The sequence below is a fragment of the Pelagicoccus mobilis genome (genome assembly GCF_016595505.1).
Classification (GTDB): Bacteria; Verrucomicrobiota; Verrucomicrobiia; order Opitutales; family Opitutaceae; genus Pelagicoccus; species Pelagicoccus mobilis.
Genome location: NZ_JAENIL010000021.1, coordinates 84678 through 107174, shown reverse-complemented (window position 1 = coordinate 107174; position 22497 = coordinate 84678). Strand labels below are relative to the sequence as shown.

The following is a 22497-nucleotide window of genomic DNA, read 5'->3' as shown; positions in this document are numbered from 1 at the left end:
GGGACGGGGCTAGCGCTTTCTAGCGGTCTCCAGAACTCGGTAGAAAGCAGGTTTGGGTTTAAATTGACGATCGAACAATAGAGCGAAGTTGGTCCGGCCTTCAACTGGGAAACCGTTGAGCCAGGTCGTTAAGTCGCTTACCCCCCAGAAAGTAACCCGATCGATCTTTTCGTGATGCTTGAGGAGGACGTCGAAAATCTCGGCGTAACGCTCGGCGAAGCGCTTTTCTTCGGACGGGGGAAGGTTGCCGTCGGGATAGGGATTGGTGGCGGGATCGGCTTTGAGACGTTCGATGTCGACGTTGGCCCCGAAGAATTTGCCGCGTCCGAGAAGGTCGAGATCGAGTTCCGTGATGTGGACTTTGACTCCGGTTGCGGCGAATGCGGTGAGGCTGTCTTCGATTTCGGAGAGCGCTGGATAGCTCATCTCCCAGTGCCCTTGCATTCCCACGCCGTCGATTCGTATGCCTTTGCTCTTGAAGTCTTGGATCATGGCTACGACCGCGTCGCGTCGGCCTGGATCGGTCATGCCGTAGTCGTTGTAGAGCAGGATGGCATCGGTGGGGAGCTCTTCCATCGCTATGCGGAATGCGAGTTCAGTGAATTCGTCGCCTAGGATCTGCTGGTATTTAGATTTCCGCCACGAACCGTCGCCTTCGATCGACTCGTTGACGACATCCCAGATTTTTATGCGGTCTCCCCAACGTTTTGCCATGAGGCGAGCTCGCTCTCTCATACGTTCCAGCAGGGCTTCTTTGCTGAGTGGGGCTCCGTTTTCATCTTCGAAAACCCAATCGGGAGTTTGGCTGTGCCAGAACAGGACATGTCCGACCATTTCCTGACCGAAGTTGTGACCGTATTCAACGAAGCGATCGCTTAACTCCCATTCATATTGGTCGAGCAGCGGGTTCATGTTTCCCCACTTCATGCAGTTCTCTGGCGAGAGGCTGTTGAAGTGTTTGGAGACGATCGCGAATCCCGGATCGCTAGCGTTTTCCAGCATCGAGTCGCTTAGCGTGCCTCCGATTAGGAACTTTCCTTCGAAGGCTTCGTGGAGGGAGGGAGGATCGTTTTCATCCGTTTCCTGGCACCCTGTGAGTGCGATTGCTGAGGCGAGAATGGCGGTTGTGATCCAGAGTTTCATTTGATGAAATCGTAAGGTGTTGTTGTGAGGTTAAACCATGGGTAGCTTTGCCTTATTTGCGAGGCGAGGAGCGGTCTTTCACTAGAACGGGCGGCTTTCTCTCGAATTTCTTGTAACTTTGCTTGGCTCGGCTGGGTAATTGGGCGAGAACCTTCCTGATATCCTCCTTAAGCTGTTATGCCTGAATCTTTTGTTATTGAGACACGTGGTCTGTTAAAGAGCTACGGGACTCAGACTGTTTTGAACGAAGTCGACCTTCGTCTGCCCGCTGGGGCGATTGGCTTGCTCGGTCCCAACGGGGCGGGGAAGTCGACGTTTATCAAGTGTCTGCTTCAGCTCGAAGAGAAAAATTCGGGCGAGGTGAAATTGCTGGGTAAAGACATCGACCGATTCGGCCGCGAGACGCGCAAGCGGATTGGTTACGCGCCGGAGCAGGATTGCCATATTCCTGGGATGGTGGGCTGCGAGTACGTTACCTATTGTGGCGAGTTGAGCGGGATGCCTTTTGAGGCGGCGCGTCAGCGAGCTCACGAGATGCTGGATTTTGTGGGGATGGGGCAGGAGCGTTACCGGAAAGTGGATACGTATTCGACTGGGATGAAACAGCGGATCAAAATTGCCCAAGCTTTGGTGCATGACCCGGATCTGGTTTTTCTCGATGAGCCAACTAACGGGCTCGATCCGAAGGGGCAGGCGCTTATCCTGGAGTTGATCGAACGGATTTGGAGCGAGTCTGGGATCAGTGTCGTACTTTCCTCTCATCTCTTGCATGACGTGGATCGTATCTGCGACCGAATCGTGATCATCGCTCAGGGGCAAATCGTGGCCCATGACACTCTGGCGGCATTGAAGGAAAGACGTCGGCCGGAAGCGGAGGTTGTTATTTCCGAGAACAAGGATTCGCTGATGCGTCTTTTCGAGGAGAAGGATTGGAGCTGTTCCGTAATGAATAATGGAAACGTCAAGGTGGTGCATGGGGAACGTTCTTTGAATCCGCTGATCGAGGTCATGCGAGATGCGGGCATTTCTCCGCTTGAGGTGAAAGAGAGCCCGAACGCGTTGAGTGAGCTTTTTCTTCAGGCCCTCGAAACTGGAAACGGAAAGACGAGCGCATGAAGAAGGCTTGGAGCGCTAAGTATCGTCGCTGGGAAGGTGAAGGCGTAGGAGTTTGGGCTCGGAGACTGTCCATCGCTCGCTATGGGCTGAAACTTTGCCTGTCGGGTAAGATTATCAAGATCTTCCTGGTCTTGGCGGGAGCTCAGGCTTTGATTTTGAGCGGCGTGTTTTTCTTTTACGGGCAGTTGGTGGCCCCGGAGAGCGCTTTGCTGGATTGGTTGGAGCGGCTCGGCGGAGAGCAGGTTCGGACGATGTTCAGCGCGTTGACTTCTTGGGCTTTGTTGTATCCAGAAATTTGTGTAGATGGGATCTACCGGATAATGTTCTATCTGCTGAGCTTTAGCGGGCCGTTTTTGTCGATGATTATCGTGGCCTTGTTCGTACATCGACTGATCGCCAATGATTTGGCGAGCAACGCGATCGTTATCTACAACAGCAAGGCCTTGACGCGTTGGGATTACCTGATCGGAAAATTTACGATCGTATCCAGCATTCTGTCTGTGGTCTGGATTTTTCCGGTAGTGGTATCGTGGTTGCTGGGCAATCTGTTGTCACCTGACTGGTCGTTTTTCTACCATTCGTTTCCGTCGCTGATCCGAGGAGTTGTTCTTGGAGTTATAGCGGTGGTTTCGTTGAGTTGCTTGGCGTTGCTGGTTTCGTCCCTTGCGAAGAAGACGGGAGCTGCGGTGGCGTTCTGGATCCTCGGGTGGATCTCGTTGAGTGTCGTGGCTAGCGTTGCGAGTTTTGCGCATCCAGCATTCGACTACGTCAGCCCGACGCAGGCCATTTACAGCTTGTCTGCTGGAATCTTCAGATTGCTTGATTTGGTGATGGACGCCCAAGGCATGCTGCCGTTTTTCGGAAGTTTCTTTGGGCGGATGAGCGACGGGATGGACCCGTCTGATCTGCCGATCGACAATGGTGAGGTTTTTCTGCCTCTGTTGGCTTTGGGGGCCTATTGTGTGATATCAATCGCAGTTGTTAGCAGGAGGATCCGAGCGTGATGAATTCTATTGTTAAAGCGGAGGAACTGAGCTGCTTCTACGGAGTCGTGCTTGGCCTGAATAACGTGAGTTTCGAAATCCCGGCTGGGATTACGGGCTTGGTTGGGCCGAATGGGGCAGGAAAGAGCACTCTTATCAAATTGGTGACGGGGCAGCTGGCTCCGTCGTCTGGGCGTCTGTCAGTCTTTGGCGAGAAACCTCGCAACAATCCCAAACTGCTCTCGCGGATCGGGTACTGTCCGGAGCGGGAACAATTGCCCAAGGATCTGCGCCCAATCGACTGGCTGCGTTCTTTGGCGTCGATTTCCGGTGTTTCTTGGAAGGAGACCAAGACGATGGCGGAAGCGGCTCTCGATCGCTCACGCTTGGATCGAGCCCATTGGAAAAAGCGCATCGGCACTTATTCAAAGGGGATGAAGCAACGTGTGAAGCTTGCTCAAGCGATCATGCACGACCCGGATCTTGTGATTTTGGACGAACCGATGAATGGTCTCGACCCGATGGGGCGAGCTGAGTTTGGGGAGATCCTTAAGGAGCTGAATCAACACGGTAAGAGCATCCTCGTATCCAGCCACATCCTACATGAACTTGAGTTTCTGTGTAGCGGCTTTGTGATGCTCAATTGGGGACGTGTCCTCGCGTCGGGTAGCCAGATTGAAATTCGAGAGACCGTTGTAGAGTGGTCTGACGAGATTTCGATTCGATGTTCGGACGCGAACGGTCTGGCGGCGCATCTGCAGAACCAGGGATTGATTCGAGGCTTTTTGGCAGAGGGCGATGAGCTTACGGTTTGGGTGAATGAGCCAGAGGCGTTTTTCAAGAATTGGCCAAACCTGTTCAAGGGGTGCGATGCAGACGTTTTTGAGGTGAGGAATAAGAATCAGGCCCTTTCCAGTATTTTTGAAAGGATGACGCAATGAGTGGAGCGAACGGAGAAAAGGCTGCGTTTGGTGCAGTGAAAGGCATGCTTTACATGCGTATTCAGGAGTTGACGACCACTGCGGCATTGGTGCGGTTCGCGATCATCGCGGCATCGACATTCGGCTTGTTGCTGCTTGTCGGATTTAACGAGTCGGAGGCTCGCGAGCGTTTTCAGGGACTGCTCGTTGGCGCTTTCGCTCTCAAGTTTTTGCCAATCTTTTGCCTTACCAAGGGCGGAGAGACGCTGCGTGGAGAATTGAAGGACGGGACTATTGAGTATCTTTGGGTTCGGCCGGCGAGCAAGGTGGAGCTTTATTTGGGCTTTTTCCTTAGCGGATTTTTGGGAACGATGTGGATCGTGGGGCCGGCCTTGATCGGAATCAGCGCGGCAGGCGTGGTTTTGGGCGTTATTGGCGTCGGAGGACTGCTTACGGTCTGGGTTGTGTCAGTTTGCGTGGTGGCGAGCTTTACGGCTTTGTCGGGCGCGATTGGGGCCTTTTCTTCTAAGTTCGTCGTTTTGGGGATTTTCTACTATTCTTTCGTCGAGCTAGGGCTCGCCTCGATTCCCAACGGGGTTCAAAAGCTCGCGGTCAGCTACCACGCTGAGAACCTCCTTAGGGGAGTGACTTTCGGCGCTCAAGGATTTGAGGTTGGGCATCTGTTGTGGATCGCGGGAATCGGTGCGGTCGCCTTGGGCCTAGGGGCTGCCATTTTCAGCCAATCGCACTACGTAGTGGGCAGCGAGAAGGAGGCCTAGAAAATTACCCAACTTTTTTCGTAACCGAATCGCTTCTGAGGGGAATTAAGAAGCAACAAACGCATTACCAAAGATGATTAAGAAACAAATTTGCACACTACTGACTGGGGCCGTCGCTATTGCGAGTGCTTTAACTGCCGCTCCACTCGTCCAAACTGAAATCGCAAAGGACGCTAAGTGGTTGGCTCACATCGATATGGAAGGCATTCTGGAGTCCTCCTTCGCGGACTTAGGGGTTGCGAAACTGAAAGAGGAGATCGCCAAGAACAACCAGTCCGCCATTTCGATCGATGTCGATCTGGTCCTAGACGAGATTAAGTCGGTGACGGCCTACGGAGCGAGTTTTGAGGAAGACGCGGCCAACAAAAGCGTTGTGATCTTGCGAACAGGCGATCGTTTGCAGGCGATTTTCGACGGATTTCTGGCCGCCCAAGAGTTGGAAGGAAACGAGATTCCGCTCAAGCGAGTTGGGGACAAGCCATACCAGACCTACCTCTTGGAGGGGGAACTCTATTTGGCGTTTCCGAACAAGAATTACGCGATCGCTGGCAAGAGTTTCGAGCAGATCGAGCATGCCTACGAAGTGATCCAGGGGAAGGCTGACAATTTGAGCGCAACGGAGCAGAAGCTCGTGCTCAATGCTGATAGCGGCTTCTTCCTGATGGTAACGGCCAAGGGCATCGATAGTTTCAAGAATGTGCCTCCGCAGGCTCGGATGCTCCAGAAGACTAAAGGCGGCCAGGTTTCGATCGGTGAGAGCGAAGGCAGTTTCAAGGCCAACGTCATGCTCACCACCGCAAATGAAGAGGTTTCTCTGCAGCTTTACCGCATCGTGCAAGGCATGTTGGCGCTCGCATCTTTTACGCAGGTAGAGAATCAGAGCATGATGGAGATCGTAGACAGCGTAGACGTTCGCCAAGGCGAGGACTTCGTCTCTCTAGATTTCCAGTATCCAGTCGAGAAGTTGATGAAACTGGTCGAGGTGTTGGCCAAGGAGGCGGCAAGCCACCACGCCCAAGACCACCAAGGTGAACACAGTTCCTACCAAGGAAATTGGGAGGGACAAGCGGACCGCGGGGTTATACTCGCTTGTGTGAGTGATGGTTAGCGCTGTAACATCTCTCCTGCCTCTGCCAAAACGAACCGTGACTGGATCCGCTACAGAAGTGAACTCTTCGCAAACCCTGAATCCAGGGAATGGAATTGATCGTGCCGGATTTGCAGCTCTCGTAGAAGAGCATCAGGACAAGCTGCGCAATTTCCTCTTTCGTTACACGAGGAACAAGCAGGATGCGGAAGATTTGACGCAAGATACTTTCGTCAAGGCTTACCGGAACATCCACCGTTACGACAGCAAATACAGCTTTTCTACCTGGCTCTACACGATCGCTCGCCGCACAGCCTATAACCACTTTCGTGACTCGAAGCCAACCGAAGCTCTTGAGTACGATGTCGCCACCAGCGATGACACGCCTGACGTGGAAGCCTCTCGCGAGGACGAGAAGAGTTGGGTCTGGGAAGCGGCGAAGAAGTTAAAGCCCGCCTTTCGCGAGGCGTTGAGCCTGAAATACGTCGATGACCTGTCGATCGAGGAGATCTCAAAAGTGATGGGTAAATCGCAGACGAATGTTAAGATAATCCTGTTCCGTGCTCGCAATCAGCTAAAGAAGCTCAAGAACATTGAAAACCCGAGGGAAAGATAGATGAGAAAGCCACTCTACAAAGCATTAATCAATTGGTACCAGGCCTCGGACAAATCTTTACCTGCATGGTTGGATCGTGCCTGCGAGAAAGACCCTGAACTCCGAGGAGAAAAGACGTTTGGTGATGAGCTCACTCGAGCTCTGCAAACGCCACCGAAAGGCGTTGCACCAATAGAGAGAGACAGCATGGCTGCACGCGTCCTCAAGCAGATCACGGAGGAGGATTATTTGGCGGAGCAGGCGGAGGCTGAGAAAGCTCCATTCTGGGGTGCTTGGGTGCGCAATGCGGGTATGGCAGCAGCAGCTTTCGCAATCGCTCTTGCAGGTTATCAGTTTCTGAATACAGAAAAAACGGACCCGTCCCAGATTGAGATCGTTTCAAATGAGCAGTCCTCAGAGGGAGTGCTCGACGAACTTCGCGGTGATTGGAAGAATCCGCTGGATCAGGAAATTGAATACATCGTATCCGACGCAAAGGGAGCGCTCGGGTTCCTAGCGACCACATTTGTGCCCTCAAGTTATTTGAGTGAGGAGGAGGAAGTCTAATCAGTCTTCTGTAGGGCGGGCCTTTGAGCCGCCCATTTCGGCGCGGCCTCAACGCTGAAACCTATAGTGAGCTTTCAAGGCAGGACAGTCGTTCCGTCAGGTATGCGTTACGCGGCGTGCGTTTTTCTGTAGGTTAGCGGGCTCATCCCTTGCAGCGACTTGAACTGCCGAGTGAAGTAGTTGCTGTCGTTGAAGCCGACTTCGAAGGCGATATCCGAGACAGGCAGCTTCGTGTTTGTAAGAAGTGTCATCGACTTGTGGATACGGCGATTGAGGAGGTAGTTGATTGGCGTTTCGCCGGTTGCAGTCCTAAAGACGCGCATGAAGTTGGCTCGGGACATGTGGGCCATGGCGGCGAAGTCCTCGATCTTCCAAGGTTTGGCGAAGTCGTCCTCGATGGAGCCGATCACTTTAGCGACGCGTAGAAGCGCCTCGGCGTTTGTGGAATCCGACTCCTGATAGAGACGCGAGAGATAGACGACAAGCTCTACGAACTTGCCGAACATGGCGGCTTCATAACCTTCTTCCTTTTGGTTCACTTCTTTCTCGAGATCGGTAGCGATCCGCTCGGAATGGGCGAGGTAGCGTCTGTTAAGATGCAGGTGGCTCGTGAAGCGGTGTTGTTTACGAAATAGGGGTTCGAGTAGAAAAAGGGCTCGGTAGCCGGGGATTTTGCGAAGGCGGGTTTCGGGGAGGTTTAGGAGCTGCGGGTCGAACATGATGTTTATCATCTCGAGCTTCTCGAGTTCGTAGTAGTAGTGGCTCTGCTGACCTTGCAGAACGAAGACGTCACCTGTGGTCACGGGGAACTCAGCTCCTTCGAGCCAGTGCATAGCGCTCCCGCGAGTGATAAGGGCGAGCTCGCAGAAGTCGTGGGAGTGCTTCACGGAAGTGAGATCGTGCTCGTGGGTGATCGCTTGTTCGTCGCCAGCTTTGATTCGACGGACGGTGAGGGGGTGTTGTGGGTTATCGAAGTAATTGGCTCCCTCGGCTACGATTCCTTGATTTCCCTTAATTTCCGGTTTCTTAGTGCTCATTGGGTGGAGAAACGTCCGATTAACGATTTTTTTTGAGGATGTGCGTTTTTGTTAATCGTGGTGTAAGTAACAGGAATACAACGAATAACGAAACGGAATAGATGGAATTGTTTCGTTTGAGACGATAATGCTAAAAGTTGAGCGAATGTTAAAGGCGGAATTTGGAGGAATGTGAGATAGTACACTCAAAATTACCCGAAACCCGTTTGGTAAATGGCATATTTAATTGGTATTGATGTAGGTAGCTCTTCCGTGAAGGCATCCGTTTTGGATTCCGAGTCGGGAGCATGTGTTGGAACAGCGTTCGCTCCTAAGGTTGAGCAGGTGATAGAGTCGCCTCAACCTGGCTTCGCTGAGCAAGATCCACAAATGTGGTACGACAACGCTCGCATCGCGGTTCGCGAAGCGATGACAGCGGCTCGCACGACTGGAGATGCGGTCAAGGCGATCGGCATCTCCTATCAGATGCACGGCCTCGTTTGTGTGGACAAGGACCAGCAAGTTCTCCGTCCCTCTATCATTTGGTGCGACAGTCGGGCAGTGCCTTACGGACAAGCGGCGTTTGATGCGATTGGTGAAGACAAGTGTCTCGGCCATCTTTTGAATTCGCCCGGCAACTTCACTGCGATGAAGCTTGCTTGGGTAAAGGAGAACGAGCCCGAGCTTTTTGCCAAGATCGATAAGATCATGCTCCCTGGAGATTGGCTTTCCATGAAGCTCACTGGCGAAGCCCAAACGACAGCCTCTGGCTTGTCCGAGGGTATGTTTTGGGATTTCAAGAATGATCAGGTTTGTGACTTCTTGCTCGAGCATGCTGGTTTCTCTCCAGAACTGATTCCGTCAATTGTCCCAACTTTCTCGGTACAAGCGGAACTCACGAAGGAAGCGGCAGACGATTTCGGCCTAGCGGCTGGAACTCCGGTTTCTTACCGTGCGGGAGATCAGCCAAACAACGCGCTTTCGCTGAACGTACTTAACCCTGGTGAAATCGCGGCCACCGGCGGTACCTCAGGTGTTGTCTACGGTGTAACTGACCAAGTGAAGTACGATCCTCTGTCTCGCGTGAACACGTTTGCTCACGTCAATCATCAGGCAGATGCGGCTCGTCTCGGTATCTTGCTCTGCATCAATGGCACCGGGATTTTCAACTCATGGGTCAAGCGTACCATTGGCGTCGACAGTTATGAGGAGATGAATGCCCTCGCTGAATCTGCTCCTATCGGCTCGGAAGGCTTGGTCGCTCTTCCATTCGGTAATGGTGCCGAGCGAGTCCTCGGAAACCGCAATTTGGGCGCTTCATTCTCAGGCTTGGACTTCAACCGTCACGATAAGTCCCATATCTGCCGAGCTCTTCAGGAAGGCATTGTATTCTCTTTCCAATACGGCATCGAGCTAATGAAGCCGCTTGGCCTGGACATTTCCAAGATCCGAGCCGGCAAGGCGAACATGTTCCTCAGTGATCTCTTCTGTCGCACGCTTTCAGGCGTAAGCGGGGCAGGCATAGATCTCTACGAGACCGATGGATCGTTGGGTGCGGCTCGTGGCGCAGGCTTTGGAGCTGGAATCTACGGCTCTCTCGAAGAAGCCTTTTCATCGCTTCGCAAGGTCAGCGAAGTCACGCCAGGCGAAGGTGCTTACCAGGAAGCCTACGCAGCTTGGAAAACAGCTCTCGAACAGAAACTTTCATAAACACGAAACCCCTCACAAAGAAACCTTACAAACAAGACAATCCGTATCATGAGTGTAATTACAGGAGAAAAAGAGTACTTCCCAGGAATCGGGGAGATTAAGTTCGAAGGTCGCGACAGCGACAACCCGCTCGCGTTCAAGTGGTACAACCCAGAGCAGGAAATCGGCGGTCAGAAGATGAAGGATCTCTTCCGCTTCGCCATCGCTTACTGGCACACATTCTGTGGCGTAGGTGGCGATCCATTTGGTCCAGGTACCAAGACTTTCCCATGGGCGGAAGGTGCAGACGCTGTTGGGCGTGCCAAGGCGAAGGCGGACGCTGCGTTCGAGTTCATCACTAAGATCGGCGCTCCGTACTACTGCTTCCACGACTTCGACCTCGTAGAAGAAGGTGCTAATTTCAAGGAGTCCGAGGCGAACCTCGCGGGTATCGTTGATTACTTGAAGGGCAAGCAAGCTGAGTCTGGCGTTAAGCTCCTCTGGGGTACTGCCAATCTCTTCAGTAACCCACGCTACATGAATGGCGCGTCCACCAATCCTGACTTCAACACGGTTGCCTATGCGGGTGCCCAGTTGAAGAACGCGATCGACGCGACAATCGCTCTCGGTGGTGAGAACTACGTTTTCTGGGGTGGTCGTGAAGGTTACATGTCACTGCTCAACACCGACATGAAGCGTGAGAAGGAGCACTTTGCTCAAATGCTCAAACTCGCTCGCGACTACGCTCGCAAGAATGGCTTTAAGGGACAGTTCTTCATCGAACCAAAACCAGCTGAGCCATCAAAGCACCAGTACGACTTCGACTCCGAAACCGTTATTGGCTTCCTCCGCGAGCACGACTTGCTCGAAGACTTCAAGCTCAACATCGAAGTGAACCATGCGACTCTCGCTGGCCACACGTTCGAGCACGAGTTGCAAGTGGCTGCTGATGCGGGTATGCTCGGATCTATCGACGCCAACCGTGGTGATTACCAAAACGGTTGGGACACCGACCAGTTCCCGATGAACATCAACGAGATGACTGAGGCTATGTTGGTTCTCCTCCGTGCTGGTGGATTCAAGGGTGGTGGCGTTAACTTCGACGCGAAGACTCGCCGCAATAGTACTGACCTCGAAGATATCTTCATCGCGCACATCGCGGGAATGGATTCCTTCGCGCGTTCTGCTCTCATTGCGGACAAGATCCTTAAGGACTCAAAGCTCCCAGCTATGAAGGCCGAGCGTTACTCGAGCTTCGATTCCGGCAAGGGTGCAGCCTTCGAAAAGGGTGAACTCACTCTCGAAGACGTTTACGCGATTGGGTCTGAAGGCGGCGAGCCAACTCAAATCAGCGGCAAACAAGAACGCTACGAGCAGATCATCAACGATTTCTTATACTAAGGTTCATTGGGTTGAAGAACCGATAAGAGGGGCGCGACTTCGGTCGCGCCTTTTTTGGGGTTGGAGGATTGGCCGCTCTGAGGGTTAAGAGAATACTGTCTCCAAATACTCTTTGGCTTCCATCAAGGTCTCGAACTGCTGATCAACCCTCGCGAGTGACTCCTCGTTATGCGGGCACATGTCAGGGATAAGGATGGTACGCATTCCCGCTTGCTTCGCGGAATGGATGCCATTGACCGAATCTTCGAAAGCGATGCAGTGGCGTGGATCGATTCCAAGCCGGTCAGCGGCGAGGAGGTAGGGCGCGGGGTGCGGTTTGCCGTGTTCGACTTGATCGCCGGTGACAGTCGCCTGAAACATTTCGAGTAAATCGTGGTGGTTGAGTTTGCGAACGGCGTAGCGGTAGGAGGAAGAAGTGGCGAGGGCCTGTGGTACCTTCAATTTGTTGAGCAATGTTAAGCATTCAACCGCGCCTGCCTTGAGAGGAGGACCTTCGGCAATCAGTTCGTCGTAGGCAATGCCGGCTACACGTCTGAGCTCCTCGACATTCGTTTGCTCGCCCAGCTCATCCTTGAGTTTCCGCATGATAGCTGCCGAGTTCATGCCGATCAGGTTTTGGAATAGTTGCACGTTGATCTTGAGCCCGATTGCTTCTGCTCCAACTTGCCAGGCCCTGTAGGAAAGGCGTTCGGTGTCGAAGAGGAGGCCATCCATGTCCCAAATGACGGCTTGAAGCTTAAGGTTGGTTTGCACGGGATTGAACAAGTTTATTTTGCTCGCTTGCTCAACTCCAAACCTTGCGTTCCTCAAGCGGTCGGCTTTATTAGGGCCATACTGTAACCAACTCGATGATACAGAAATCCGATTCAAGTAAAAGATGGCCCAAGCGGCTGCTCATCTCCTTCGTCTTAGCTTTCACGATCTATCTATGCTTCGGCATATGGGGCGTCCCAGCGATTTTGAAGTCTCAAATTCAGAGCAAGGGAAGCGATGCGATTGGTCGGCCCGTGAGGCTTGATGATGTGACTTTCAATCCGCTGAGCTTCGAGACGAAGCTGTATGGGCTCTCCGTTGGCGCGAAGGAGTCGGATGAGCAGGCATTGCTAAAAATCGAAAAGATCGCAGTCAATCCGCAGCTCTTTGCGAGCCTCTTCGGACCTGTGACTGTGAAGTCGGTTTCCGTGGAGGACGGTAAGGTTTGGGTCGAGAACGATTCGACTGGAAGATTAAGTTTTCAAGACATTCTCGATAGGCAGAACTCAACGAGTGCCGAAGGCGATGAGTCTACTGGGGAGTTGCCTGAGCTTATTGTAGAGTCGCTACGAGTAGAGGAGGTTGAAGTTCACTACCGTGATGTGAGTTTAACTTCCGCGTACGAGGAGAGCATTCGTCTCGTGCAGTTTGAGGGGACTGACTTGGGGACTGTTGAGAGGAAGGGTATCGAGCAGGCGGATACTCCTTTTCATTGGAATTATCGAGCTCAGCTCGAAACGGGAAGCGGGGCTGAGGTTTCTGTCTCTGGCGGGGCTTGGAGTATCGCTCCGTGGGGCTTCGAAACGAGGTTTGAGTTGGATGGCTTCGATCTCGCTACGGTGCAGCCTTTTGTGGACGAGTCCGTGGTTGCGACGGTGGAGGGGATGCTGGGGGTTGAGTTGAACTCACGCGTCTTGCTCGAGAAGGCAGGGCTGCAGTTAGGGGCCGAGGTCGCAATGGATGTCTCGGATTTTTCATTGGCGGATGGCGAACAGCAGTATTTCGCGATGAACTCTTTTCGAGTGGACGGGGCGAAGCTCGATGCAAACGCCATGGATGTTTCGGTAGAGGAAATCGTTGTGGAGACGCCTCGGGCTTTGGCGGTACTTCAGGAGGATGGTCGTCCGCTGCTCCCTGAATTGAAGGCTGTTTCTGACTCGGGAGATCAAGCTGGTGAGGCGAAGATGCCGAATTTCAGCTTTAGAGTTGCTTCCGTTAAGATCGCGAATGGCAGCGTTGAGTTGGAAGACCGTAGTATCTCAAATCATTTCGCGACCGATGTTCGATCGCTAGAAATGGAGCTTGGTGGTCTCTCGGTCACTCAGGATGACGGCGAACTGGACGCATCCGGGGAGTTGGGAATTACGGCGAATGTGTTAGGTGGAAATTTCGAGCTTCAGTCCAAACTTGAATCAATCGCCGGCGAACTGACGGCCTCGATTACCGGAAAGGGCCTTGAGCTGAATCAGCTGCAGAATTACGTGGGCGAATACAGTAACGCGAATTTGGATCAGGGGATCGTCAGTTTCGATATGGTCGCGCGGGGAGAAGGGCTTGCTCTTCCGGTCGTGACAGGGGAGTTCACCTTGGAGCAATTGGCAGTATCCGAGAAGGGCACCGGGAGAGATTTGAGTTCGATTGCTCGGATGGGTGTGGAAGGAATTCGCTTTGAGGAGGATCGCGTTTCGCTTGAAACGGTGCGTGTTGAGAAGCCGAAGCTTGCTGTCTGGCAAAGCGAGCGAGGGGTGAACCTCGAGCGAATCATAAGGATCGAGCAAAGAGCGGAACAAGCCATTGAGGGTGTAGAAGCCGAAACTGGGCTCGCAGTTTCGATTGGTACTTTGGAGGTTCTGGAGGCTGGTCTTGGGTTTGTGGATACGTCTACAGTCTCTACGCATCAGAGTCGAGTGAGTGAGTTTAACCTGACTGTGAATTCGATTTCTACCGCAGAAAACCAGATAGCGGATTTTTCGTTCGATGGAAACGTGGATGGCGGGTCTGTTTTGGAGGGGAGTGGCAAAGCGAATATTTCCGACCCCGAAGCGTTTATGGATCTAGAGTTTTCATTTCGTGGGTATGACATGCAAGCGACTAGCCCCTATTGGGAAACGTATTTGGGGCGTAGTTTGGCGAAAGGGCAGTTCGAGTTGTCGTCGAGTTTCAAGATTCGGGACGGGCAACTGGAAGGGAGTAATGGATTCAAGATCGATCAGTTGACGCTCGGGCAAAAAGTCGAGAGCGATCGAGCGATGAGCCTGCCGGTTGGCTTTGCTATAAAACTGATGAAAGATCCGAGCGGCGTCATTGAATATCCGAATTTGAGAGTCGAGGGGGATTTGAATAGCCCAGACGTACGGTTTTGGCCTTTGGTTGGAAAAGCTTGCATGAATTTGGTTCTGAATGCTGCCGCGTCACCTTTTAAGTTTCTGGCTGGAATGGTAGGCGGTCGTGAGGATTTGGATACCATAGCGTTTCAAGTTGGGAGCATGTCTCTGGATGAAGAGGGCGTTGAGAAGGTCGAAGGCTTGAGCTCTCTAATGGTGAAGCGTCCCGGGCTCAATCTAGAGGTGTCTTACAAGCCATCGCCTAAAGAAAAGGAATACCTTGAGAGGCAGTACCTTAATCACCTGCTGGTGAATCCTGAGTTTCAGGTGGCGAGCGGGGTGGACCTGCTGGTTCCGGTTGATGAGGAGATCCTCAGAGCGAATGTGCAGAACTTGTATTTGACGCTTCAGGCGCCTGATCCGCTTGAAGAAACGGAAGTGGAGGATTTATCTCAGGAGCTAGAAGCGGAGCCGCTAGAGTCGGAGTCTGAAGAGACTGGTCTGCTGAAACGGATCGCATCGGTGCTGGGCTTGCGGAAGAAGCAGGACGAAGAAGGGCAGCCGGAAGAGGTCGTTCAATCCGAGCGGGTAATGATTGAAGCCCCTAAGGCGGAGGTTGCAGACGACTTGCCCAGCTACGAAGAAATGTATGATTTCGTCTTAGCGAACAGAGGGGAGGAACTGTTCGACGAGGAGTGGCTTTCGGATTTAGCGGCTGAACGCGTGCAGGTCTTCAAGCAGGCGTTGTTGAGCGAAGAAGGTGTCGACAATAGTCGAATTTTCACAACGGGTCTTGCCGAAGGTGAAGGCAATGCTGCCGAAGGAGCTCTTCTCTTAAAGCTTGCGGAATGATCTAGCCGATCACTAGGAGCCAAATGCTCGGTCAATTCGGCTTGTAGCAAGAAGGCTCCTTACCCGTTCCGTGAGGGTGTCTTTGTTTACGAAACCTGTGTGTCGAAATTGGATACGCCCTTCTTGGTCGATGATCATGAGGGTTGGAATCGAGTCGGCGTTTCCGAACGTGTCGATGATAGAGGGGGTGATTCGGGCGAGACGGTAGTTGATCCCTGTCGCCTTTGCGTAGGCGTCGAGGTCCTTGTGGGCTTCATCGAAAGACAGGCCGATAATGGCGACATCGGTAGGGGAAAATTCATCTCTGAGGGCGATCAGGTCAGGAATCTCCTTCTTGCAGCCTCCGCACCAAGTTGCCCAGTACACAAGCACGCTCACTTTTCCGTCGAGATCGTTGCTTGTTACGAGCTGCCCGTCTGTGTCGACTGTAGACCAGTTTACTTTTTTGGTGGCTGGCTCGGAGAGTTCTGCACCGCTGTCGGTGTCGCTCGTAAAAGCTTTCGAGGCAACGTTCGCTACCACGCAACTCGGGCACTCATTGGTACCGAGACTGATGCCGATCCAGGAGGCGGCGATCGCGATAAGCACGATTGTTGAGCAATGTCGTTTGAGAAATTCCATGCAGCGTCTATTAAACTACTCCATTGTAACGGGCCGATTGAGTGAGTGATTTCGCGTAAATCGCGACCACTATGGAAAGAGAACGACCTCTGGCAAGTATCGGCTGCGGAGTGAAAAAGCTTAGAGCTGAGAAATTTCGCCGTACAGCGGCATTATTTTTTCCTGTCTGAGCCAGCCAGATTCACCGTTGGGGAGGTTGATTTTCATCCAGCTGAGGAAGGTTTTTTCTAGTTTTACGACCGTCCCTGCTCCGACTGTTGTGCTCACTTGCTCCTGCTGGAGATCGGTGGGGATGGAGAGCAATGGCGATTCTTGCGTCACCAGGAGGGTGTCGGGTTCTCCGAGGGCTTCGTATTTTTGGTGAGACCAGGCGGCAAAGTAGGCGAGTACGCCCGCGAGCGCCCCAAGTGCCATCAACGTGCCGGCGAGTTTCTTGATGGGGCGAAAATAGATGGCGACAACGCCTAGGGTGAGCAGTGTTCCGAGGGCCCAAAGGGCTTGTGCGCTGAGCGTCTGCCATTGAGCTGGAGATCTCAGACGAATGATCGAGTAGTAGTCCTCGCCTTCGATGAGGGACTGGAGCACGGGGTCGAAGGCAGAGGTGTTCTGATGGGCGATGCGAAGGTTCCAAGCGACATCCTTGTTGCTGGGATCAAGACAGAAAGCACTGGTCCAGAGGGCCCATGCGGTAGACCAATCTCCTAATTGGGCAACGGCTAGGCCGGCGTTGTAGCGTGGCTCTGCGGCGTAGGGAGCATCGTTGATCGCGGTTATCCAGTTCGCGGCGGCTGCGGCGAAATTGCCCTCGTTGTAAAGTTGCTGCGGATCGAGTTCTGCGTGTTCCTGAGCATTTGAAGAAGGCGTCAGGGATACGAGGATCAAGACTGCGATCGCTGCCGGGAACCAGGACTCGTATTTGAAAACGCGTGACAGTGAGATCTTTTTGGAAGGGGTAGCGTCGACGGCCTTTTTCTGGAGTTGAGTCCACTCTGCCTGGTCGATCGAATCTGGGCCAAAAAGGGTCTTGTCGGATAAGATCCAAGCCTGATGCCATGTGTTTGCGAACTCCTCGTCGCGAAGTGCGGCGGCGGCATTCGTAATCTCCTCTGGAGTCGGCTCGAGATTTCCTGGCACGAAGTAGTGAGCGGCGGCGCTGCGCCAGTCTCGGTGGTATTGTTTGAGCGCGTCGGGATCGTTTGGTGGAGACTTTCGTGAGATTTTGCGCAATTCCGCGAGTGCGATACGTTCTTGTTTCCTTGGATCGGTTGAAGCGCTTTTTACGAGGGCGAGCAGGAACCAGAAAGCGAGCGGGCACGCGAGCGCGACAGCTGTGGGAGCGATCAGGTTTGCAGGGGATCTAGGGTTTTCCGGAGCTGCGAAACTGTTACTGGTCAGACGAGGCGCTTTGAGGATCTCGGGTGGTTTTTCGAAGGTGTTTTGCCCGGTTGGATCGAGGTCGTAGGACCCCTGTTCGTAAGGTGAGTTTCCGGAAGCGATTTGATCGATGGAAGGAGAATCTGAGCCAGAGGTGAGGGCGGGATTTCCGGGCTCCGGGGGAACAACGGTAACTGTTTTGGAGGGAATCTCGATGGTCTTGTACCGTTCCTCAACTGGGTCGAAATAGGTGTATTTGATAGGTCCGAACTCGAAGCTCCCTTCTTGGGTGGGGATGAGGACGATATCTTCGGTTTGTACGCCGGTGAACAAGTCGTTTTCGGCGAACTCGTTTTTGATTTCCGGCTGGATGGCTTTGAAGCGGCTCGACACGGAGCGTGCGGGGACGCCGATGCCGGCAGGCCAGTTGCCAGTTCCGCTCAGTTCCAGCGTCCATGTTACCGGTTCTCCAACTTGTACCTGTTCCGGGACGACTTGAGACTCTAGCGAGAATTCACCGACGGCGCCATTAAATGAGTCTGGGGCTCCGCTTGGCAATGGAAGCACCTCGAGGGCGAAGGGGTCGGATTCGATGGTGAAGGCATCGTAGACAGGCTCCTGAAACATGAAATCGCGTCTCCGCCCGATAACGACAGTTGCTTCTTGCTTGGCGCCGGGAATCTCTATGGTACCTGATTCGGTAGCCAATACCTTCGCCTGGTAAACTTTTACAGTATAGTTTGCTCCCTGATAGCTCACGCCCGTGACCTGGTTGTCGACAAGGCCGTTGGTGACGAGCCGAGTGGGACTCCAGCTGGGGACTGAAAGGTCAGCCAGTTGGTATTCCTGTTTGGCGCCGGCGATGTAGTCTAAATTGAATACCTCGCCTTGGTAGATCTTTTCGTCGCGGATTTGAAAGAGCGATAGGAAGACCTCGGATGGGCTGAGACCGGAGTTGCCCACTGTGGCTTCGACCACTTCGAAGCGAGCGGCAGGGACCTGAATTTCTCCTTCTGATGTTTTGACTCGAAAACTAGGGATCGTGAGCTGGCCAAGCTGCGAGGGGATCGCTTGGTAGTTGAAAATCGTCTTGGCGCTCAGTCTACCGTTGATGAGACTGCGGGAGTTTGAACGTCCGCGGAAATTGAGAGATAGGTTGCCAATTGCGGGCAGGTCAGGATCGCCGTCTGGTTCGCAAGAATCGTAGAATAGGTCGATCGAGTTGGCTTTCCCTTCTTGCAAAGTTCCATTGCTAGGAGACCAGTAGACGGACTGAGCCCAAAACGTGGATACGCATGATAGGGTGGCGAGGAGTGTGATGAAAACGTTGTAGGAGTGCGGACGCATGACTACCAATCTTTCGCATTCGGCTGCGACTTCTTCTTTTGGCCCTGCTGGGCCTCTTGGAGTATTTTGTAAAGTTTACCGGGCTCGTCTTGTTGTTTGAGTTGTTCGAGCATTTGCCGAATGGCTGCTTTGTCGGCCTGGATCGGCTCTCCGGATGCTTGTTGACCGCCGAGGGTTTGCATTTGCTCCGGGGGCGTTTGCTGGGCTTCTTGCCCGTCTAGCTGCACGTCTTGTTGTTCTTCGGGTTGTTCGAGGTTGCCCATCTGCGCTCCGTCTTTAGCTGGAGGAAGTTCTCCTTCTTGCCCATCCTGTCCTTGCTCGCCCTGCTGACCGTCTTGTTGGTCTTGCGACTCCTGACTTTCGCCCTCTTGCGATTGGGAGTCTTGTTGCTGATCGCTTTGCTGTTGTTCGCCTTCTTGGCCTTCCGATTCAGACTGCTGGCCGTCTTCTGAACTTTCTTGGTTTTGCTCCCCGTCTTGACCTTGTTGCTGCTGGTCTTCGCCGCCTTCCTGTTCTTCGGAGTTCTGGTCGGAGTTTTGCTGGTCTTGTTGTTGCTCTTGCTCCTGTTGCTCTGGGGGATTGAGGAGCTCGAGGAGTTTTTGCTCTATTTCGTTCCAGTCAGCTAGCTCGGGGGCGAGATTTCGTCCTGCCTCCACTGCATCTAGGGCATCCTTTAGTGGTGGCTCGGGCATCTTCTGTCCCTGTTGGCCAATCGCGTTTGCGACCTCAAGCGTTCCTTGAGCCATATTGTGGTAGTCTGCGGCCGTTATTTCGTCGGCCTCGGCGATCTGAGAAATGTAATCGGGAAGAGTCATTCCCTGCTGCTCTTCAGCTGAAGCGGTTGGAGCGCTTGCATGCTGTGCCGAAGCCCATGAACCTGCGAGAACTGTAGTGAAAACGAAAATACGTTTCATGCGGCCACCTTTCGTTTGATGGTTCGGGCTTTTGGCAAGGTTGGGAACTCCAAATAAAGCGAAATGAGCAGGAGGATCAGTCCTGGGGCGAGGAAGTAGTGATAACGTTCAACCAAGGTATTTTCCTTTTCCCGCTCCTTGAGGGCCGCTTCGCCGGATTTTACTGTGTCTTCAACGAGCTGGGCAAGGTCGACCCATAGGCTTGCCTCTTTATAGACGCCGTCTGTCATGTTCGCTAATTGCTTGAGTGTGTTCGCCTCGAGTTTGCTGAGCACCACAGCTCCGTTTGGATCCTTTAGGTATCCGCCCTCGCCATCTGGAATGAAGCTGCCGCTTTGCGTGCCGAATCCAAGGCAAATGGCTCGAACGTTTTCTTCCTTTAGCTCTCTGGCTTTCGCTTTCCAGTTTGATTCCAGGCTTTCCCCGTCGCTGATGACGATGAGGAATCGGTCGGCCATGCCGTCGGATTGCTCAAAGGAGTCGAGCGCGGTGTTGAGCATCGCCTCGTAGTTGGTACCACCTTGCGGAATGTAGGTGGGATTGATGTCCTTGAGAAAGCCCCTTAGGATCTGGTAGTCGGGGCTCATGGGGCTTTGTAGAAAAGCGGTTCCAGCAAAGACGATAAGCCCCACGCTCTCGCCTTGAAGTGTCTCGAGCATGCTTTCGACTACGAGTTTTGCGCGTTCGAGCCGGTTCGGTTTTATGTCGTCCGCCAGCATGCTCTTGGAAAGGTCCATCGCGATGATGACTTCTCTGCTCCTCTCGAAAGTGATTGTTTTTTCAGTGCCCCAACGTGGTTGGGCTATGGATACGACGAGGAGAGCAAGGGCAGAGCACAGAAACGCTTTTGGCGGATGAATGCGAGAGCTGGAAGACTTTTTGATGCCAGAGAAACCGGCTGTCGCCCATTGGGCTTGGGAACCTTTGCGTCGGGCGGAAGTGCGGCTGCGGTGGAAGATGCTCCATGCGAAAAGTAGAGCCGGAAAAGCCAAGCCCCAGAGCCATTCCTCGTTTGCCCAGTCTATGTTCATGAGAGATCTTCTCCTCTCAATTTGGATCCACTAATAAAAACGCCGATAGCGGCGAATGCTCCAGCTGCGTAGAGCGGGAAGTGGAAGAGTTCTGTGATGGTAGAGTATTGGCGTACTTCGAACTCGATCGTGCTGGTTTCGTCGATCTTTTTGAAGGCTTGATCGATTGTATCTGAATTTTCAGCACGGAAGAATTCTCCTTCGGTTAGTTGAGCGATCTGGTTGAGCGTTGCGGTGTCGACGCGCATGAAATGTTGCTCGGTACCGATACGTTCTCCTCTTTCGTTGCGGCGAGGGAAGGGAACGTATCCGTTTTTTCCTGCGGCAATCGTGTAGACGCGAATGCCAGCGTCTTTGGCGAGTTCAGCGCCTTCGAGAGGATCCATAATGCCGGCTGTGTTTTCTCCGTCGGTCAGTAGAACGATGAAAGCTCCTTCCCGTTCTCCGGCCCGCTCCTTGGCTCCCTCGAGCAAGCGAGAGGTGGCGACTGCGATCGAATCGCCAATAGCGGTGCCGTCTTCGATCAGCCCGATTTGCAAGCGTTCGGTTTGGCGAGCGAGCCACTTGTGGTCGAAAGTGAGAGGAGCGGCTGTGTAGGCTCGCCCTGCAAAGGCGATGAGACCGATGCGATCGTTTTCTCTTCGGTTGATGAAGGCGCTCAGGACGGGTTTGACGGCCTGCAATCGATTTGAACGCTTGCGGTTCACGAAATAATCCTCCGCTTCCATGGAGCGAGAAAGGTCGACTGCGAGGATTATGTCGTAGCCTCGGCTCTTGGAGTGGCGCTCTGTAGTGACGGACTGGGGACGGGTTAGAGCGAGGATCATTCCGATTGCCGCGAGAAATACGAAGGTGGTGGCGAGTTTTGTTCCCCCGATCATGGCGTGGCGTTTCCATTGGCCAGCGAAAGGGAGTATCATCGCCGCTACGGAGCGTCGCCCCCTGAGCCAGGCGACAAGCGGAAGCGCCAGCAAGGCGAGAAGCCAGAGCGGGTAGGCGAGTTGCAGCTTTGTATCCAGCAGGTCGATCATGCTCTAGCGAAACGCTTCATGCGTTGATGGAAAAAGTCGGTTACCGCGTCGATTGCTTCATCGCCAGCGGTCAGGTCGAGACGATCCGTTTGTTGCGGAAAGAGGGCTTTGAAGGCGGAATCGCGTTGGTCCTTCCAGGTTTGATGGGCGGAGCGTTGAGCTGAGGAGCCGCCGCTGAGAGTGAAGAGTTCGCCGGAGGTGGGATCGAAGACGGGCTGGTTGCCGCGTTTGGGAAGTTCTAATTCCCAGGGATCCGATACGCGGAATCCGACGGGCTGATATTGGCGACGGAGCACGGGCCAGACGTCTGGTTGCTGGGTGCCAGGGAAGTCGCCAAGCCATACGAAAATGCTATGTCGGGGAGCGGCTTTCAGGACGTAGCGCCAAGGAATTTTAGCTTCCTGTTCTCCGAGAACAGGTGGAGCGGGGTGACCGAGCAGATTGGCTGCGGTGTGCATGACGCGTCCGCGACCGGTTGCGGACTTGGTAAGCGTGTAACCCTGAGGTGTGGCGTGCAGGAGGGAGATCCGGTCGCCATTTACCGCGCTCAGCAGCATCAGGAGACTGGCGAGCTCTAGCAACGCGGCTCTTTTGGTGACGCTCCCGGATCCGAACTGGAGGGATGGCGTGTCTTCGAAGAGCAGAAGGAGAGTGATTTCGCGTTCCTCGATGAACTTCTTGCGGTAGGCTTCTCCGAGACGAGCGGTCACGTTCCAATCGATGTCGCGGACATCGTCGCCAAACTCGTATTTTACGACCTGGTCGAACTCCATGCCTTTGCCTCGAAAGGAGGACTTGTATTCGCCGCCTAGGGCGCTCTGCACGACTAGGCGGGCACGCCATTCCAGTCGTCGCAACATCGCGATAGTGGCAGCGAGATTGGACTTTGATCCTTGGTCTTCGGGTTGTGACGGCATGTCGAAAAAGCGCGAGGCTTCGCTTGGAATGACTTAG

The 22497-nt window shown here is 53.5% G+C and carries 19 protein-coding genes; 10 read left to right on the top strand and 9 right to left on the bottom strand.

Going from position 1 to position 22497, the window contains the following annotated elements; genetic code table 11:
• Positions 1-9: 9 nt before the first annotated feature.
• Positions 10-1143 carry an endo-1,4-beta-xylanase gene (locus tag JIN87_RS12750; RefSeq protein ID WP_200355952.1) on the bottom strand — a complete coding sequence of 378 codons (1134 nt, stop codon included), beginning with the start codon at positions 1141-1143 and terminating at the stop codon, positions 10-12.
• A 177-nt stretch (positions 1144-1320) separates the two neighbouring features.
• On the opposite strand from JIN87_RS12750, the gene JIN87_RS12745 reads away from it, so the two are divergent.
• The 7 genes from JIN87_RS12745 to JIN87_RS12715 all read left to right on the top strand — a co-directional run bounded on the left by JIN87_RS12745 (position 1321) and on the right by JIN87_RS12715 (position 7190).
• Complete coding sequence (locus JIN87_RS12745; RefSeq protein ID WP_200355951.1) at positions 1321-2259, top strand: ABC transporter ATP-binding protein; 939 nt, start codon at positions 1321-1323, stop codon at positions 2257-2259.
• Positions 2256-3263, top strand: a complete 1008-nt coding sequence (locus JIN87_RS12740) for an ABC-2 transporter permease (RefSeq protein ID WP_200355950.1) — start codon at positions 2256-2258, stop codon at positions 3261-3263. Before JIN87_RS12745 ends, JIN87_RS12740 begins: the two co-directional genes overlap by 4 nt.
• Positions 3263-4183 carry an ABC transporter ATP-binding protein gene (locus JIN87_RS12735; RefSeq protein WP_234033400.1) on the top strand — a complete coding sequence of 307 codons (921 nt, stop codon included), beginning with the start codon at positions 3263-3265 and terminating at the stop codon, positions 4181-4183. Before JIN87_RS12740 ends, JIN87_RS12735 begins: the two co-directional genes overlap by 1 nt.
• Positions 4180-4941 (top strand): ABC transporter permease subunit, encoded by a 762-nt coding sequence (locus tag JIN87_RS12730; RefSeq protein ID WP_200355948.1) that lies wholly within the window; start codon positions 4180-4182, stop codon positions 4939-4941. The genes JIN87_RS12735 and JIN87_RS12730 overlap by 4 nt, the downstream gene beginning before the upstream one ends.
• A gap of 73 nt (positions 4942-5014) precedes the next feature.
• A complete protein-coding gene (locus tag JIN87_RS12725; protein ID WP_200355947.1) occupies positions 5015-6049 on the top strand; it encodes a hypothetical protein in 1035 nt (344 codons plus the stop codon).
• Between the two features lie 58 nt (positions 6050-6107).
• The gene (locus tag JIN87_RS12720; protein WP_200355946.1) at positions 6108-6644 is read left to right on the top strand and encodes an RNA polymerase sigma factor; all 537 of its coding nucleotides are present in this window, start codon (positions 6108-6110) and stop codon (positions 6642-6644) included.
• Entirely contained in the window at positions 6645-7190 is a 546-nt protein-coding gene (locus JIN87_RS12715; RefSeq protein WP_200355945.1) for a hypothetical protein, read from the top strand.
• A gap of 107 nt (positions 7191-7297) precedes the next feature.
• Here the strand turns inward: JIN87_RS12715 and JIN87_RS12710 are convergent, their stop codons facing one another.
• Positions 7298-8227: an AraC family transcriptional regulator gene (locus JIN87_RS12710; RefSeq protein ID WP_200355944.1), complete on the bottom strand. Its 930-nt coding sequence runs from the start codon at positions 8225-8227 to the stop codon at positions 7298-7300.
• 213 nt (positions 8228-8440) lie between these two features.
• On the opposite strand from JIN87_RS12710, the gene JIN87_RS12705 reads away from it, so the two are divergent.
• Together JIN87_RS12705 and xylA are read left to right on the top strand one after the other, a co-directional pair.
• Entirely contained in the window at positions 8441-9916 is a 1476-nt protein-coding gene (locus tag JIN87_RS12705) for a xylulokinase (RefSeq protein ID WP_200355943.1), read from the top strand.
• A 48-nt stretch (positions 9917-9964) separates the two neighbouring features.
• Positions 9965-11296: a xylose isomerase gene (gene xylA, locus JIN87_RS12700; RefSeq protein ID WP_200355942.1), complete on the top strand. Its 1332-nt coding sequence runs from the start codon at positions 9965-9967 to the stop codon at positions 11294-11296.
• A gap of 84 nt (positions 11297-11380) precedes the next feature.
• On the opposite strand, the gene JIN87_RS12695 is transcribed toward xylA, so the two are convergent.
• Complete coding sequence (locus JIN87_RS12695) at positions 11381-12049, bottom strand: HAD family hydrolase (protein ID WP_200355941.1); 669 nt, start codon at positions 12047-12049, stop codon at positions 11381-11383.
• Between the two features lie 95 nt (positions 12050-12144).
• On the opposite strand from JIN87_RS12695, the gene JIN87_RS12690 reads away from it, so the two are divergent.
• Positions 12145-15225: a DUF748 domain-containing protein gene (locus tag JIN87_RS12690; protein WP_234033387.1), complete on the top strand. Its 3081-nt coding sequence runs from the start codon at positions 12145-12147 to the stop codon at positions 15223-15225.
• 12 nt (positions 15226-15237) lie between these two features.
• On the opposite strand, the gene JIN87_RS12685 is transcribed toward JIN87_RS12690, so the two are convergent.
• The 6 genes from JIN87_RS12685 to JIN87_RS12660 all read right to left on the bottom strand — a co-directional run bounded on the left by JIN87_RS12685 (position 15238) and on the right by JIN87_RS12660 (position 22460).
• Positions 15238-15846, bottom strand: a complete 609-nt coding sequence (locus tag JIN87_RS12685) for a TlpA family protein disulfide reductase (protein WP_200355939.1) — start codon at positions 15844-15846, stop codon at positions 15238-15240.
• A gap of 120 nt (positions 15847-15966) precedes the next feature.
• Positions 15967-18567 (bottom strand): BatD family protein, encoded by a 2601-nt coding sequence (locus JIN87_RS12680; protein WP_200355938.1) that lies wholly within the window; start codon positions 18565-18567, stop codon positions 15967-15969.
• A gap of 2 nt (positions 18568-18569) precedes the next feature.
• On the bottom strand, positions 18570-19481 hold the full coding sequence (locus tag JIN87_RS12675; RefSeq protein WP_200355937.1) for a hypothetical protein: 912 nt from the start codon (positions 19479-19481) through the stop codon (positions 18570-18572).
• Positions 19478-20512, bottom strand: a complete 1035-nt coding sequence (locus tag JIN87_RS12670; protein WP_200355936.1) for a vWA domain-containing protein — start codon at positions 20510-20512, stop codon at positions 19478-19480. Before JIN87_RS12670 ends, JIN87_RS12675 begins: the two co-directional genes overlap by 4 nt.
• The gene (locus tag JIN87_RS12665; protein WP_200355935.1) at positions 20509-21543 is read right to left on the bottom strand and encodes a VWA domain-containing protein; all 1035 of its coding nucleotides are present in this window, start codon (positions 21541-21543) and stop codon (positions 20509-20511) included. Before JIN87_RS12665 ends, JIN87_RS12670 begins: the two co-directional genes overlap by 4 nt.
• On the bottom strand, positions 21540-22460 hold the full coding sequence (locus tag JIN87_RS12660) for a DUF58 domain-containing protein (RefSeq protein WP_200355934.1): 921 nt from the start codon (positions 22458-22460) through the stop codon (positions 21540-21542). Before JIN87_RS12660 ends, JIN87_RS12665 begins: the two co-directional genes overlap by 4 nt.
• Between the last annotated feature and the right edge of the window lie 37 nt (positions 22461-22497).